The 15647-nt window shown below is 29.8% G+C and carries 17 protein-coding genes; 5 read left to right on the forward strand and 12 right to left on the reverse strand.

Features of this window, described 5'->3' with window-relative positions; translation table 11 throughout:
* Positions 1-47 precede the first annotated feature (47 nt).
* From BS101_RS15460 to BS101_RS15485, 6 genes are all read right to left on the reverse strand, one after another.
* Entirely contained in the window at positions 48-749 is a 702-nt protein-coding gene (locus BS101_RS15460) for an ABC transporter ATP-binding protein (protein WP_073539642.1), read from the reverse strand.
* A complete protein-coding gene (locus BS101_RS15465; protein ID WP_073539643.1) occupies positions 750-1520 on the reverse strand; it encodes an ABC transporter ATP-binding protein in 771 nt (256 codons plus the stop codon).
* Positions 1507-2481, reverse strand: coding sequence for a branched-chain amino acid ABC transporter permease (locus tag BS101_RS15470; RefSeq protein ID WP_073539644.1), 975 nt, complete (start codon positions 2479-2481; stop codon positions 1507-1509). The genes BS101_RS15465 and BS101_RS15470 overlap by 14 nt, the downstream gene beginning before the upstream one ends.
* Before the next feature lie 13 nt (positions 2482-2494).
* Positions 2495-3370 carry a branched-chain amino acid ABC transporter permease gene (locus BS101_RS15475; RefSeq protein ID WP_073539645.1) on the reverse strand — a complete coding sequence of 292 codons (876 nt, stop codon included), beginning with the start codon at positions 3368-3370 and terminating at the stop codon, positions 2495-2497.
* Positions 3371-3799: 429 nt separating this feature from the next.
* Entirely contained in the window at positions 3800-4366 is a 567-nt protein-coding gene (locus tag BS101_RS15480) for a polymer-forming cytoskeletal protein (RefSeq protein ID WP_073539646.1), read from the reverse strand.
* Positions 4367-4384: 18 nt separating this feature from the next.
* Complete coding sequence (locus tag BS101_RS15485) at positions 4385-4930, reverse strand: DUF4004 family protein (protein WP_083585745.1); 546 nt, start codon at positions 4928-4930, stop codon at positions 4385-4387.
* Between the two features lie 430 nt (positions 4931-5360).
* On the opposite strand from BS101_RS15485, the gene BS101_RS23420 reads away from it, so the two are divergent.
* Positions 5361-5519: a hypothetical protein gene (locus BS101_RS23420; protein ID WP_198039492.1), complete on the forward strand. Its 159-nt coding sequence runs from the start codon at positions 5361-5363 to the stop codon at positions 5517-5519.
* A 14-nt stretch (positions 5520-5533) separates the two neighbouring features.
* Positions 5534-5677, forward strand: coding sequence for a hypothetical protein (locus tag BS101_RS23425; protein ID WP_198039493.1), 144 nt, complete (start codon positions 5534-5536; stop codon positions 5675-5677).
* Between the two features lie 417 nt (positions 5678-6094).
* Here the strand turns inward: BS101_RS23425 and BS101_RS15490 are convergent, their stop codons facing one another.
* From BS101_RS15490 to BS101_RS15510, 6 genes are all read right to left on the reverse strand, one after another.
* On the reverse strand, positions 6095-7267 hold the full coding sequence (locus BS101_RS15490; protein WP_073539647.1) for an SGNH/GDSL hydrolase family protein: 1173 nt from the start codon (positions 7265-7267) through the stop codon (positions 6095-6097).
* A 292-nt stretch (positions 7268-7559) separates the two neighbouring features.
* A complete protein-coding gene (locus BS101_RS15495) occupies positions 7560-8072 on the reverse strand; it encodes a GNAT family N-acetyltransferase (protein ID WP_073539648.1) in 513 nt (170 codons plus the stop codon).
* Positions 8069-8236 (reverse strand): hypothetical protein, encoded by a 168-nt coding sequence (locus tag BS101_RS23430; RefSeq protein ID WP_198039494.1) that lies wholly within the window; start codon positions 8234-8236, stop codon positions 8069-8071. The genes BS101_RS15495 and BS101_RS23430 overlap by 4 nt, the downstream gene beginning before the upstream one ends.
* Positions 8237-8722: 486 nt before the next feature.
* Positions 8723-9556: an ATP-binding protein gene (locus BS101_RS15500; protein ID WP_242951301.1), complete on the reverse strand. Its 834-nt coding sequence runs from the start codon at positions 9554-9556 to the stop codon at positions 8723-8725.
* Positions 9557-9757: 201 nt separating this feature from the next.
* Positions 9758-10660 carry an EamA family transporter RarD gene (gene rarD / locus BS101_RS15505; protein WP_073539650.1) on the reverse strand — a complete coding sequence of 301 codons (903 nt, stop codon included), beginning with the start codon at positions 10658-10660 and terminating at the stop codon, positions 9758-9760.
* Positions 10661-10879: 219 nt separating this feature from the next.
* Positions 10880-11707, reverse strand: a complete 828-nt coding sequence (locus BS101_RS15510) for a MerR family transcriptional regulator (protein ID WP_073539651.1) — start codon at positions 11705-11707, stop codon at positions 10880-10882.
* 212 nt (positions 11708-11919) lie between these two features.
* Here BS101_RS15510 and BS101_RS15515 point away from each other — a divergent pair, with 212 nt between their 5' ends.
* From BS101_RS15515 to BS101_RS15525, 3 genes are read left to right on the forward strand one after another with little or no spacing between them, the layout of a single operon-like run.
* Positions 11920-13401, forward strand: a complete 1482-nt coding sequence (locus BS101_RS15515) for a spore germination protein (protein WP_073539652.1) — start codon at positions 11920-11922, stop codon at positions 13399-13401.
* On the forward strand, positions 13394-14488 hold the full coding sequence (locus tag BS101_RS15520) for a GerAB/ArcD/ProY family transporter (protein WP_073539653.1): 1095 nt from the start codon (positions 13394-13396) through the stop codon (positions 14486-14488). The genes BS101_RS15515 and BS101_RS15520 overlap by 8 nt, the downstream gene beginning before the upstream one ends.
* Positions 14475-15596 (forward strand): Ger(x)C family spore germination protein, encoded by a 1122-nt coding sequence (locus BS101_RS15525; RefSeq protein WP_073539654.1) that lies wholly within the window; start codon positions 14475-14477, stop codon positions 15594-15596. The genes BS101_RS15520 and BS101_RS15525 overlap by 14 nt, the downstream gene beginning before the upstream one ends.
* Positions 15597-15647: the final 51 nt, after the last annotated feature.

The raw sequence follows: 15647 nt of genomic DNA on the forward strand, positions 1-15647 counted from the left end.
ATGATGCTTACTTAACTTAAAAATAGTATTATTATCCACAATAAAAGCTATCCAAGGTAAGCACTTTTTACTGATTCATTAACTAGTAATTCCCCTGCACTTCCTTTTAGAACTATTCTTCCAGTTTCTAAGACATAAGCTTTGCTGGCTATAGAAAGTGCCATATTGGCATTTTGCTCAACTAATAAAATAGTAGTACCTTTTTTATTAATGTCCTTTATTATATCAAATATTTGATGAACTATTATAGGTGCAAGTCCCATAGAGGGCTCATCCATAAGAAGAAGCTGTGGTTTTACCATAAGTGCCCTGGCTATGGCCAGCATTTGTTGTTCTCCTCCACTTAAAGTACCTGCAAGTTGTTCTTTTCTCTCTTTTAATATTGGAAATACCTCAAAAATAGTTTCATAATCCTTTTTTATGCCTGCTTTATCCTTTCTTATATAGGCACCTAACTGCAGATTCTCAGAAACAGTCAGATTTGAAAATACTCTCCTTCCTTCTAAAACATGAGAAATTCCTCTGGAGACTATTTTATAAGCAGGCACTTTATTTAAAGATTTCCCTTTAAATATCACTTCTCCTGATTTACAGGGATTCAACCCTGATATAGCCCTTAAAATTGATGTTTTCCCTGCCCCGTTAGCTCCTATTAAGGTAACGATTTCTCCTTCTTCCACCTCTAAAGATATATCTTTTAGTGCATGTATTACTCCATAGTATAAGTTCACATTATTCAGTTTCAACATCTATATTTTGACCTCCTCTCCTAAATAGGCACTTATAACTTTAGGATTCTTTTTTATTTCCTGAGGAGATCCCTTTGCAATCATCTGTCCATGGTCAAGTACCACAAGCCTTTCACATATTCCCATAACCAGCTTCATATCATGTTCAATTAAAAGTATTGAGATCTTGAATTCATCCCTTACCCATTTAATAAGTTCCATTAAATTTAAAGTTTCCTGCGGATTCATACCTGCTGCCGGTTCGTCTAAAAGCAGCACCTTGGGTTCTGTGGCAAGTGCCCTTACTATTTCAAGCTTTCGCTGCTGCCCATAGGGCAGATTCACTGCAAGTTCATCTTTTTTCTCCAGCAATCCAAATATCTTCAATAATTTTTCTGCATTTTCATCCATAGATTTTTCTTCTCTGTAGTATTTTGGCATTCTTAAAATGCACTGCCAAAAATTATATTTATCAAGATATGAAAATGAAATTTTTACATTATCAAGCACAGACATATGCTTAAACAACCTTATATTTTGAAAAGTACGTGCTATATGCTTTTTAGCCAATTCATGAGGTTTTAAATTAATAACTTTCCTCCCCAGAATTTCTATATATCCATCTGTAGGTTGGTATACACCTGTAAGCATATTAAAAACAGTAGTCTTTCCTGCTCCATTTGGGCCTATCAATCCAACGATCTCATTTTCATCAATATCCAGATTGAAATCAGAAACTGCTGTTAAACCACCAAATTTTATTGTTAAATCTTTAGCACTAAGCAGGGACATCATACTTTCCCTCCTTTTTATGTGATATTTTTTTCTTTGCAGAACTAACAATTTTTTTGAAAGAAATTTCTTTCATACCAAATACACCTTCCGGTCTAAATATCATCAGCGCAACAAGTGCCGCTGAATATATAACCATTCTATAATCAGCCACAGGTCTTAATATTTCCGGTAGAGAAGTCAGTATAGCTGTAGACAAAATGCAGCCGGATATACTACCCATTCCGCCAAATACCACATATGTAACTATATCAAAAGATTTCAAATAATCAAAAGATTTAGGATCTAAAAACATAAAATAATGGGCATATAAAACCCCTGCTATACCTGCAAAAAAAGAAGCTGTTACAAAAGCTATCATCTTATATTTAGTGGTATTTATTCCTATGGAACTTGACGCCAGTTCATCTTCTCTTATAGAAAGCATCGCCCGTCCATAAGAAGATTTCTTTATATTATAAGCAATTATTATAATGAGAATTGTGATAAAAAATACCATTGCAAAGCTGGTTTTTTTAGGTATTCCAGCCAATCCTTCAGCTCCACCTAATGTATTTGAATTTACTATGGCAATCCTTATTATTTCTCCAAATCCCAGAGTTGTTATAGCCAAATAGTCCCCTTTTAATCTCAATGTAGGAATACCTATGATGACTCCAAAAAAAGCTGCCATCAATCCTCCAGCTATTAATACCAAAAAAAAGGGCGCATCTAGTTTTAAAGTTAAAATAGCTGCAGTATATCCCCCTACGGACATAAATCCTGCATGTCCTAAAGCCAGCTGCCCTGTATACCCAACTATCATATTTAAACTCACTGCTAGTATTATATTTATACCTATAATAATCAATATTTGGACTACATACTCATCTATCATTTCCAGACTTATGAGAGTTTGAATTAAACCAAATACTATTAATACCACTGCTAATATAAATAATATATTTTTTCTATACTTCATATTAAACTCCCACCTACACTTTCTCATTAACTTTTTTACCAAGTAATCCACTAGGCTTAAATATAAGTATAATTATTAATATAATATAAGCTATACCATCTGAAAGTTTTGTAGATATAAAAGCTTTGGTAAATATTTCTGATATACCAAGTACAATTCCCCCCACCATAGCACCGGGGATAAGTCCTATACCTCCTACAACTGCCGCGATAAAAGCTTTAAGTCCCGGTATCATTCCCATATATGGATCTATTTTAGGATATGACATACCTATAAGAACCCCTGCTGCCGCCGCTAACGCAGAACCTATAGCAAAAGTTAAAGATATGGTATTGTTCACATTTATACCCATAAGTTCTGTAGCTTCCGTATCAAAAGACGCAGCTCTCATGGCCTTTCCTATTTTTGTTCTATAAACAATAATCTGCAGCAAAATAACTAATATAAAACAGATCAATAAAGTGACAATTTGAAGATTATTTATCTGAAAATCTCCTATTTTATAAAGTCTTACCTTTAAAAGTTCAGGAAATGGCCTGGGATTTGGTCCGAATATAACTCTAAAACCGTTCTCAAGCAAAAGCGATATTCCCATAGAAGTAATAAATAAGGTTATTCTAGATGAATTTCTAAGGGGTTTATATGCAATTTTTTCAATTATTATTCCTAAAAGTGCACTTCCGACCATAGCAATTATTAAGGTAGGTATAAATCCTGAATTTAAATTTTTAACTGCCAAAAACCCAAAAAAAGCTCCTGCCATATATATGTCTCCGTGTGCAAAATTCATAAGCTTTACTATGCCATATACCATAGTATATCCAATTGCTATTAAAGCATAAACACCCCCCAACGCTAGTCCATTAACTAATTGCTGAGCAAAATTCATAATGTGCCTCCTGTGTAAAAAGTTATATCTATAGTCATTAAATAAATTTTTACATTTTCTATAAATAAACGATTAATTATGAACTAATTATATATTATATTTAGGGTATAATCAAGAATACTGCCAAACAAAACATTATTCCTTAATAAACTGTCAACTTCTATAGTGCTTTTTTAATGATGATTTAAGATACTTTTAGTCTACTTGCCACAAAAATCCACTTTTATTGTATGAAATAATAATATCTGCTAATTCACAGATTACATCCAATTTAGAGGAAGAATTGTTAGAATAACCAAAAGATATGTTATAGATCACGTATTAGATGATATTGAATGTGGAAACTCAATATCATCTATAATTACAACAGCTTTAATACGAGATCTAATATTGATGAGCAGTATGAAATACAAAATTATCCTAGAACTTTTAACTTATTTTCTTGCAAATTATTTTAGAGTTTTCACCAACATCTACTTTATCTCTATATTCCACTATTTCAATATCACAGTTAGGTCCTATGGTAACATTATTTCCCCTTACTATTTTAGCCACAGTATTTTCAAGATAAATATCATCCCCTTCAATTACGCCTGTTACAAGCTTTGCATAATTTGAAAAAAGATTTATCATCCTGATAAAAAAATGACCTGTTCCTGATTTTATTTTCATATTTTCTGTATGCAAACTACCCTCTATAATACTAGAGCCACTTATTTTAAGTTTTTTTGTATTAACATTGCCCATTATACGAGAGGATCCACTTACAATCATCTCTTCAGTATCAACATTTCCACATATTTTAGTGCTGCCGCTAATTCCAATTATCTTAGATTTTACATTTCCATTTGCAGTAGAAGATCCAGAACATTTATAGTAACTGCAGTCTATATCCCCTTCTATCTTAGCAGAACCACTTATTTTTACCTCGTTATATTCTCCACTACTAATTGTTCCTGTTCCAGAAATTTTCATATCCGATAATTTTTTTTCCATCTTAAATCTTCCCTTTATTTATAATGTTACCTTGGTCTTCAATTCTTCTAAACATTCCCCGGAATTTACTTTTAACACAAGTTTTGCTTCAGCTTCCACATATATTTCATTTGGTATTAACATTAAGAAACATATAGCTATACCAAATTTTCTTATAAGTACTACATCACAATATCTGCCATCAAAATTCTTATAGTTTTTTTCCAGAGTATCAACTATTAGTTTACCCTCCTCTAAACTTGCTTTACCAGATTTAAGAAATTTATCTGTGATATTCATAAATAGCAATTCATTAAAATAAAATCCACGGCTCTCTTTATGAGAAGATTTATACAAGTTTATTGTGACTTGTGAAACAATGTGATGTTTTAATATATAATTTTCTTCTAAAAACACATTTGAAAGGTTTGGAGAAAATATATTTGCAAGTTCATCTAAAGATACATCCTCTTTAAAATTCTTAATTTTTTCTACTCTGTCTAGTATCTTATTCTTAGAAAAAAATGTTTCTTGCCCCGTAAAAGTAGACTTTTTTATGATCCAATACAAATAAATATACTTCAAAAATTAATTCAAATACATACACAAATTTAGCAGTACTTTTTAAAATATTTATTTATAGTTTAGCATAAAAGCCAACTTTGAGGAAAACCTATATTATGAGAAATGATTATGCGAACTCAAGTGATTCTTAGCTTCAGGTGAAGTTCGCTTATTGAGAAATGCTTTTCTTCATCTGAACCTTATTAACAGTATTCTTAGTGTCTTTAGCGCTGAAAATACGTTCTCCTTTAGGATAGGAACTTATCCAAGTGCGCAGCAGTTCTTATCTCCCACTTTGGAGAAGATAGGAGTATTAGCTAATTACCTTATTCGGATAAAACATATCAACAATAATAAAAAGAAACATGATAGATTAAAAATCATATAAGCCTAATGTATGGTGAAATTCAAAATGGTAGAAAAAATACTTGTTATGAGGAGGAATTAAATTATGGACTCACATAAAAATAAAGGTTTCCATGAAAACGCCATGGAAAAAGCTAAAGATTTACTTAATAAGGGCATAGGTATGGAAGAAATAAAAGAAGTTACAGGACTTAATGAACACGATATTACTAAAGCTCGAAAAAAAATGGAAGGAAAAATGTAGAAAGGAGTCTATCCATGGGTGATAAATTAGATAAAAAAAAGAAAAAGGCTAAGGAAATGCTTATTCAAGGTGAAACCAATAAAGAAGTCAAAGCAGAAACCGGATTAAGACCTAAAACAGTAGGAAAAATACAAAAAGAAATCACTAAACATTTCTAAATTATGTTTATAATTTTCTTATGATGTTAAATTCTACATACAAAATGTAGGATTTAACATTTCACCCCCCCAATAATATATCCATCATTGACATACTTTCTTTTATGAATTCATCTATTTTTATATCAGAAAGATGTTTGTATACATCGGACTTCAGTATCTCATGCATATGCCTAATTTTATAATTATACTTTTTTTCACTTAATGAGTGACATACAATAAAATCTTGATTATAATAAATACTGATATCACCGTCAGTCTATTTACTTCTATCTACCACTATTTTTATTCTCATATTATCAAATAATAGTTTATAGGTATTTATATCAACTTTCTGCCGGATAAAAAATAACGTGCCCTAATTTTTATTTACATAAATATAGGCACGCTTTTAATAAAAAATCAATAAAAATTTATTCAATCTGCCGTATGGGCTTTTATACTAAAATTTAATGTTCTATCTTGTTTCATCTGTTTCCTATTTTTATCATGACACTGTTTCCCCACAGTCAATGTATAACTTTCTCCTTCAATATATCCTGTAGTAGGTGGATAAACTATTATACTTTTGTTATCTTCTCCCAATTCTAAAGTCGTATTTACCTTATTGCCTTTACTATCTGTAACTATAATTGCATCTTTAGTAGAATCATCAAATCCTACCTCTCCCGTAAAAGTAATTGTCCATTTTTTATTTACATCCACCACTCCATCTTTTTTTACCTTTGCATCCACAAGCAAATCATATATAGCAGCATGTCCTATTGTTGTGGGATGAGGATCAATCATCATATTAGACAAGCTAAAGTTAACAGCACCAGAAGTTGTTTTAAGCTTTTCATAAACATCTACTACGTTGCAGTTATTAGTTTGTGCTTTTATAGTTGTATTAATAAGATTAATAATAGAATCAAATGCAGAATACATAGGATCCTGGGAATTAAATGGGTTGTACAAAGTCAAAACATATATTTCCGATTGTGGAGCAAGGGCTTTAATTGTTTGAATGATACTAGGAAAATCACTTTTAAATTGAAGTATTCCTGAATTTAAATTTTGAAATAAAGTTCCAGAGCTTACTATTCCAGCTAATATAGCATCCTTATTGGGATTTGATGCAACAGCCAGAGCTAATTCAGTCTGATAATTAGGATTGTTATTCCTATTTACTCCAAATGCCTGGCAAACAGCTTCAATTACAGGAGAAAGAAGATTATTTCCGCCAATACTTATTGTTATAATTTTTGCATCCTTGACTGCCTCTTTATATTCATCAGTTTGAAGCTTTGTCAACAAATCACTGCTTTTGTCTCCCGATACAGATAGATTCTGTAAATTTACTTCTCCATATCTGCCAAGCGTTTCTAAATGCTTATGAAAAAGATCCACATATCCTTTACCTGGATCAGCACTCATTCCATACGAAATAGAATCTCCTAGCGCCAGGTAATTTATACTGGATGAAGTTTGTGAGATATTTACACTACCAATTTCATCTGCTTTAACTGAAGATATGCTTATAGTACTCATGAAAACAAATATAAATGCAAAAAATATTGTGAAAAGATTATTGCCTGCAATTTTCTTCATTAATAAATCACATCCTTATAAATAGCTTATAGGTTATGCTGACAATAATATTATAAAAACTTAACTTTAAAATATGGAATTCATTTTCGAGCCTACAAACTCCATTCGAGCCTAATAGCGATTTTATAACTCATTATTCTGTTATAAGCAATTTCCTATATTTACTCGTTTAATTATAACCACTACAGCACAATAATTCCATATGTTTTATAAAAATCGTACAAAAAACTTCATCTGATTTAATTTAATGAATATATATTAGACATGTGTTTTTTATGAATTTCTTCATTACCTAGCTTAATTCATTATTTAGCTGCCATAAATAATTTTCATGGTCTTCATCATATATTATAAAACCACATTTTTGCAAAACTTTTTGAGAAGCGGTATTGTTTTTATCTGTTCCGGCAATAACTTTTAAAACTTTCTTATCACTTAATGCCCATTGACACATACTTTTTACAGCTTCTGTCATATATCCATTACATCTATATTTTTCATTAATTCCATATCCTATTTCCACTGTTCCATCATCTCCACAATACCCCATAAAACAAGCACTTCCAATAGATAAATTATGTTTCTTTAATATAACTTGCCAATTTGTATACCATAAATATTTTTCTTTATGTTTTTTACATTCTTTAAAAAGTTCCTCCATCGCTTTTTCAGTGTGGCTATCCATCTTTTCATTTGAACTATCCAGTCCCAACAATCTTTCCAATTTATCCATTCCATCAAATAATATCTCGAATTGCTCTAAATTCAAAGGTATTATCGTCAACCTTCTAGTATTTAATTTCATTTTAATTCTCCCCCAGATTTTTCTATTACATTCTTTGGTATATAAATATATTTTCCATCAATATAATTTTGAATTGTAAATATGAGTTTTAATGACAATACATCTGCTGCTCTTTTATAACTCGCATCTATGCTCTTCTTAATATAATTCCCAATATTACTCAAAACCTATTTTACACTATTTCACAATACTTTCTGCTACTCACATACAATCAATGTTGACACAAAAATTGCACCTCCTTCACCTTCAAATTTTTACCATTAGATAAGTTTATGATTTAGAATTACCAGTGAAATAAGCATCAGTGACTTTGTTAGAGATTTTTATAGTTATGAGGTCCAAAGAAAATCATTTCCATCTAAATATAAATCTTGTTAAGGTTCAACTCTAAGTAAAAAAGGAAAAGAGCTTAACAGGAAAGAATTTAAATACAATCCTTGTTAAGGTTCAACTAATGTAAAATACCCATTTCTTATTTTTATTATATCTTTTAAAATAGCATAAACAAAGACTTTTATCAAAATTTTTCCAACCGTTTTTTATTTTTTAATATCATATAGAAAAAATGCTATAATCCATTGGATTTCAACATGTTACATCACTTTTAGTTAGAATTAAGGTTGGAAAATCAAATGACTTTTTCATATAATTTATTCTTTATATACAGTAAGAACAAATTCTTCTCCTGATTCCTGTAAAAGGGGTTCCCTTGCCCCTAAATCTTTCATTGTTTTCAGAATCATAGGAACGCCTCTTCCTAATTGATCTATATATCTCATATTTTCCATATATTTTACTAGGAAAGGATTCCGTGCATAAGACACTCCTATTTTCATCTTTTCAATAGTAACAGTATTAGGTAACTTCCCTGGACTATGAAATTCAATACGATTATCAAACATAAAAATTCTTATTTTAGAACCTAAAATACTGTAATTTCTATGAACAAGAGCATTTATAATAGCTTCTCGAAGTACTAAAATAGGGTATTCTTCCTCTTCCTTTCTTTTTAACTCCTTAATAATTGAAGGATTTTTCATATTGTTTTTTAGTACTACCAATGTCTGTTCCGCTATGTCCTGTAATCTTCCACAGATTATCTTTTTATCTATAAGTTCATCTGTTATTTCATCTCCACGAAAATGAGCAAAACTGATTCCATTTTGAGACATGACATTCTCTACACTTTTGCCAAATATCAATAATCCCCCTACCGAGCACATTGCTTTTCCATCTATTTCTTTTAATATATCTGCATTAATTAATATTCTCTCCACATTGCTTTTTTCTTCTTCATACAAATCAAAGGTATTGTATTTTAAAAAATACTCCCTTATTATATCTAAATTTAAATCTCTTATGGAAGTATTATGAATTGGCGATATATCAAAATGAATACTTCCATTGGCCTGAAATGGTCTCATTAATTCCTCATGTGAGTTTTCTCCATTCTTAATTATATTTAATAATTCCAATTTATCCATAGCAAAACCCATCCTTACCCCAACATATATTTGATTATAAATTAATTATATCATATTTATTTTGCATTTATTTACAATATCACAAATGATTTTTCAACTTAAGTAAATATTATATTAGGGCTCAACTATTATATATAATCAGTCCAAAACTAAGACATAGAAATTAAATACAATCCTTGTTACTGTATGCATTATTAACTACTAGTTAGTATGCTCTAAATTCTTCAAACTTTTAGCCAGACTCATTTGTGAGAAAGAATATATAGTTATTGCCGCCCATATAAAACAAAAGGCTATCATATCAACAGCTGTAAACCCTTCATTATACACAAATATTCCAATAACCAAGCTTATGGTTGGCGAAATATACTGTGTAAAACCGATCAATGATAAAGGAAGCCTTTTTGCGCCACTTGCAAAAAGCAACAAAGGAATAGCTGTAACCACGCCACCTCCTATGAGCAAAAGGATTACCAATGTGCCTTGTGTCTCAAAAGCACCAACTCCACTAACATGTCTTAATGCTATATATATTGCCGCGGCCGGAGTAATTATAGCTGTTTCAAGAGTTAGTCCAATTATAGAGCTTGCTTTAACCGATTTTTTAATTGCCCCATATAATGCAAAAGAAATAGCCAGTCCTAAAGAGATCCATGGAATTTTACCATACTGAATGGTTTTTATTATTACACCAATAAACGCAACAATAAGTGCAGCTCCTGTCCAATAACTTAGTTTTTCCTTGAAAATTACCACTCCAAGTGCCACTGCTAATAATGGATTAATGTAATATCCAAGACTTGCATCTACAATCTTATCTGAATTGACAGCCCAAATATACAATCCCCAGTTAATCGTAATTAAAATTGATGCAATGAAGATATAAAGCATTTGACCCTTATATTTAACTATACGTTTTAATTCATCCCATTTTTTAGTTACTGTAATAATTAGAATCATAAATACTAATGCCCACACAATTCTGTTAGCTAAAATTTCCATTGAAAATACGCTATCTATCATCTTCCAGTATACTGGTAGAATGCCCCATAATGTATATGCCGCAGCCGCATATATCACACCAATAGTTTTTTGATTATTCATTTAATTTTCTCCACTTCTATCTTTATTTTCCCTATCAACATTTCCTATCTCTTATATTATTTAAATACAATCCTTGTTAAGGTTCAACTATGTAAAATACCCATTTTTTATTTCTATTATATGCCTTAAATCCCTATAAATAAAGATTTTTCTTAAAACTTTTATCACAATAGAGAAAAGCACCTGTAAAATCAGGTACTCTTCTCATATCACTAAAATTTATATTTTAACTACAGGAAAATATACTTCTGTAACAAAATCCTGTGGATTGCATCCCTCTTCAGGCCCTTTTATATATTTTTCAAAAGGTGGTCTTGATATTTTATATTTATTATGCTTTACCCATTCCATCATGGCTCCATAAGCCTGAGAGATCTCACTATAAGGTCCTATAAAAGTAGTATATGCATGCGGCCCTCCCTCCAGTATCCTTGTACTTATTTCATTAGAACTAAATTCTTTATCTACAGGAATACATACTTCTACATCTGCATTATCATGATTAAAGTCTTCCTCTTCATTTTGTAGATAATAAATAGACATTATATTACCTATAGGTTTTAATCCATTTTTATACACATTTTCATATACCTTACCTATTAAGCTTCCTATATAATCCATAGAAATATTATCTCTTATACTCAGTACTATAAGTGGTTCCTGTTCTTTTAAAATAATATTGAATTCTCTATTTTCATTCATAATATCTTCTCCTTTTACTAATTTTTCAAATTCATATTTCATCTGATTCAATAAAAATTGATTATAATTAAGCTCTTGTGTTAAACTTTTGATTTTTATTTCCATAAGTCTTTTTAATTCCTGTAAATTATTTTCAAGTAAAATCTCTCTTATTTCCTCAAGTAAAAAGCCATAAGATTTTAATTTGTTTATAATTATGACATCTTTTATTTGCTTTAAATCATAATATCGATATCCATTCTCCTCATTTACATACTCCGGTTTTAGTAAATCGATTTTATCATAGTGTCTTAAAACTTTTGATGATAACTTCGCAATTTTGGAAAATTGTCCTATTGTGTACAACTCTCTACCTCCCTGAATATATTCAAGATTTAAATTAGGTTATTTATAAGTACTTTCAATAACTGCTTTAATTATAAACTTTCCCATAATGTCAAGGTCAATATATTTTGACAAAAACACAAAGTAAATTTTCAATTAAGTAAATTTCATTGAGTAATATTTTGATTATTTACACACAATAAGTAATAAACACTAAAAAGGGTGATTAAATCATGGAATTAGATAATAAAATTAATTCTATATTAGAATCATGTGGAAACAGTCAACAAGTTATTATTAGAAGATTTTCTATTGGAAAGGACACTCCCCTAGATGCTGCCTTAATATATAAAGATGGTTTAGTAAATCAAGATATTATAAACAGAGATATATTAAATCCCCTAATGCATAAAGTCAATGAAGATTTAAGTAAAGCACAGTCAATTAACCAAGAAATTTGTAACAAATATATCTCTATGTCCAAAATTGTTATTCAAACTGATATAAATATGGTTATAAAAGATATAAGAAGAGGTAAAACAGCTGTTCTTGTACATAAAGAAGATACTTTCATTGTTGCTGATACACAAGGAACAAAACATAGAAATATATCTGAACCTATAGATGAAATCGGAATAAGAGGTTCAAAAGAAGGTTTTATAGAGGATATCGAAATAAATTTAAGTTTAATAAAAAAGGGTTTAAAAGATAAAAATTTAATTATAGAACCTTTCGTTATAGGAAGACGCTCCCAAAAAGATGTGGCTCTAATATATATAAAGGATATTGCAGATAAAGACTTAATTGAAGATATAAGAAATAAGCTATCATCAATAGATGTAGATACTTTTACTTCTGCTGGAATGCTGGAACAGTATATTGAGAATCATCCATATTCTGTTTTTCCTCAAGCTCGTGCGTCTCAAAGGCCAGATGTTGTGCAACAAAATCTTTCAGAAGGTAGAATTGCTATTTTAATTGATGGAACTCCTTTTGCATTAACTATTCCTGCTTTGTTTATGGAATTTTTTCAAGCCGTTGAAGATTACTCCCAAAGAACCCTTTTAAGTAATTTTAATAGAATTCTCCGGGTATTTGGTACCTTCATAGTTATTTTATTACCCTCTGTATATTTAGACTTAATCAGATTTAACTCAGAGCTTATTCCAATTAAATTTGTTATACCCATAGTGCAATCTAGAAGAGGTATAGCCCTCCCTCCCCTTCTAGAAATTTTATCCATGTATGTTGTGATAGAACTTTTAAGAGAAGGAGGGTTGAGACTTCCTACAAAAATCGGTCAGACATTAAGTGTTGTAGGAGGTTTTATTATAGGCAGTGCTGCACTTGAAGCCAAATTAGTTAGTCCTGCAACTTTAGTAGTAATAGGAGTTGCCACCATAGGAACTTTTATTATACCTAACTATGATATGTCAAGTTCAATAAGATTAATAGGCTTTCCTTTTCTCCTTCTAACAAACTTTTTAGGTGCTGTTGGATTAATTGCAGGATGGTATTTTTTATTTATCCACCTCCTCTCTTTAGATAGTTTTGGCGTTCCATATATGCCTCTGGATAAATATGGTGATTTTAAAGATACCTTCATTAGAGTACCCATATGGAAAATGAATAATAGACCGAAGAGTATTCCAAACAATAACCCAAAAAGACAAACCAACTTTAGAAACAAACTGTGGAGGAACAAAAATGAATAAATTAGAAAGTAATAATATAACTCCAGGAGAGTTCACTTCTTTACTTATTGGCTCAATGATTGGTGTAGGAATATTATCACTGCCTAATGATCTAGTTAATGTGGCAAAACAAGATTCATGGATATCTGCAGCTATTGGTGCTGTATATCCACTATATATGGTTATAGTTGCTTCATTCTTATGGAAAAAACATCCACAGGAAAACATTTTATTTTTAAGTAAAAAATATTTGGGGAAATATTTGGGGAATATCTTGAATTTTATTTTTTTATTATATTTTGTTTTATTCACTACTTCTGTGGCCTTTGGAGTATCCTTAATATTAGAAACTTTAATATCTAATTTTTTAAGTACCTCAAAAATATTACTGATAATATTTTTTTTAGCTGCATATACCTCCATGAAAGGATTGAAACTTTTAGGAAGGCTAAACCAATTGATGTTCTTATATACTATATTTCTTTCTTTTATTTTGGCTGTAGCACTTCTTAGAGGAACTTATTTGAATATATGTCCTATACTGGGTTCAGGAATTCTAAATATTATAAAAGCCAGTAAAAATTCAGCTTTTGCCTATGGAGGAATTGAAGTATTATTTTTAATTTATCCCTATGTCACCGATAAGAAAAGGATTACAAAATCATCATTATTAAGTGTTATAATAACAGCCTTAATTTATTCCTGGGTTACATTTATCACCATTTATTATTTAGGAATAGATATCGTGCCCAAAATCGAATGGTCTGTAAATTCAGTAACAAAAACTTTAGAAATACCAGTAATTAATAACTTTAGATTTATATTTACAATTTTATGGGCAACTATTATTTACAAGACAATATCCAATCACTATTTTATAACAGCTTTCATCTTAAAAGATTTTTTTAAAAAAATACCTATTAAAAAAATTATTTATGCACTCTATCCCCTAATGCTTTATCTATCTCTTAGATATAAAAATTCTGCAGATAGACTGAATTTCTTGAATTATATTATTCCTAAATATACTTTATTTAATATGATCTATGTAGCATTGATAACAATAATAATTTATTTAAAGAAGGATAATTTACATGAAAAACAATAAAACAAAGTATATATCTATAATTTTACTATGTATAATAATCACAATTTTCTTCTCTATAGGACTAGATGATCAACAACCTGTAGAAGAATTAGATATTATTTCAGGATTAGGGGCAGATTTAATAATAAAGAATAATAAAATAGCAGAACATATTGTACCCATGTCAATATATTTGTTTGAATCTGAAAATAAAATAAACAGTACCTTGAAAACCGGTACTGCAAAAACCAAAGGAGAAACAAGACAAAATCGACAATTGTCAAATGACAAACAAAATATATTAGGTCTTGAAAAGGTATTTATTATAAGTGAAGAACAGGCACATTATGGTTTGCAAGATTGGACAGATATTTTATTTAGAAATCCTTATTTAAACGACACTGCATATGTTGCGGTATGCAAGGGAAAGGCTTCAGATATTCTAAGTACAAACATAAAAGGCTATCCGAGTTCTTCAGATTTTCTAGAAGGCTTAATTAAAAATTCCATATTCCATAACTTTTTTTCAGATAAATATAGAGTTATGAATTTATTTTTATCCTTTGGAAGTGAAGGATATAATCCCGTATTACCTTATATTGAAATAACAGATAAGGGAATTACAATCACTGGAATGGCACTATTTAATAACAATAAAATGATTTCAAAAATCAATGTTGGCGAATTAAGAGCTATGAACATAATGAGAGAAAATAACGTAAAAGGTATACTTACAATACAAAAAAGCACTTGTAAATATACAAACTATTATGCTACATCAAAACGAAAAGTTCACTGTACTAAAGAAGATAATAAATATAAATTCACCATAAATATTAATTTGGAAGGAGATTTAATAACAGATACCTTATATAAAAATTTGCAAAAAAATCCAAAGAAGGTTGAAAAATTTAACGAAGAAATGTGTGAAGAAGTAAAAAAAGAATGTACTAATTTTATAAATAAAATGAAATATACCTACAAAGTAGATTGTTTGGAACTTGGAAAATTTGCAGCCGCCAAATATGGGAGACATATGGAAAAAGATTGGAACTCTGTGGTATGCAATTCAAAAATTGATGTAAACGTAAAAGTAAAACTTAATAAAATAGGAAGAGGAGATTATTAAATTTTTATAATAAAGTATCTGAAATTATATAACTTATATATTTTCAGATAC

The organism is Clostridium kluyveri (genome assembly GCF_001902295.1).
In the GTDB taxonomy this organism is placed as follows: Bacteria; Bacillota; Clostridia; order Clostridiales; family Clostridiaceae; genus Clostridium_B; species Clostridium_B kluyveri_B.

Bases quoted from the DNA above. Each gene is read 5' to 3' on its own strand.
- BS101_RS15525 (WP_073539654.1), top strand. From the start codon at position 14,475: ATGAAAAACAATAAAACAAAGTATATATCTATAATTTTACTATGTATA.
- BS101_RS15490 (WP_073539647.1), bottom strand. From the start codon at position 7,267: ATGAAGAAAATTGCAGGCAATAATCTTTTCACAATATTTTTTGCATTT.
- BS101_RS15470 (WP_073539644.1), bottom strand. From the start codon at position 2,481: ATGAAGTATAGAAAAAATATATTATTTATATTAGCAGTGGTATTAATA.
- BS101_RS15475 (WP_073539645.1), bottom strand. From the start codon at position 3,370: ATGAATTTTGCTCAGCAATTAGTTAATGGACTAGCGTTGGGGGGTGTT.
- BS101_RS15480 (WP_073539646.1), bottom strand. From the start codon at position 4,366: ATGGAAAAAAAATTATCGGATATGAAAATTTCTGGAACAGGAACAATT.
- BS101_RS15465 (WP_073539643.1), bottom strand. From the start codon at position 1,520: ATGTCCCTGCTTAGTGCTAAAGATTTAACAATAAAATTTGGTGGTTTA.
- rarD (WP_073539650.1), bottom strand. From the start codon at position 10,660: ATGAATAATCAAAAAACTATTGGTGTGATATATGCGGCTGCGGCATAT.
- BS101_RS23420 (WP_198039492.1), top strand. From the start codon at position 5,361: ATGGACTCACATAAAAATAAAGGTTTCCATGAAAACGCCATGGAAAAA.
- BS101_RS15495 (WP_073539648.1), bottom strand. From the start codon at position 8,072: ATGAAATTAAATACTAGAAGGTTGACGATAATACCTTTGAATTTAGAG.
- BS101_RS15515 (WP_073539652.1), top strand. From the start codon at position 11,920: ATGGAATTAGATAATAAAATTAATTCTATATTAGAATCATGTGGAAAC.
- BS101_RS15500 (WP_242951301.1), bottom strand. From the start codon at position 9,556: ATGGATAAATTGGAATTATTAAATATAATTAAGAATGGAGAAAACTCA.
- BS101_RS23425 (WP_198039493.1), top strand. From the start codon at position 5,534: ATGGGTGATAAATTAGATAAAAAAAAGAAAAAGGCTAAGGAAATGCTT.
- BS101_RS15460 (WP_073539642.1), bottom strand. From the start codon at position 749: ATGTTGAAACTGAATAATGTGAACTTATACTATGGAGTAATACATGCA.
- BS101_RS15520 (WP_073539653.1), top strand. From the start codon at position 13,394: ATGAATAAATTAGAAAGTAATAATATAACTCCAGGAGAGTTCACTTCT.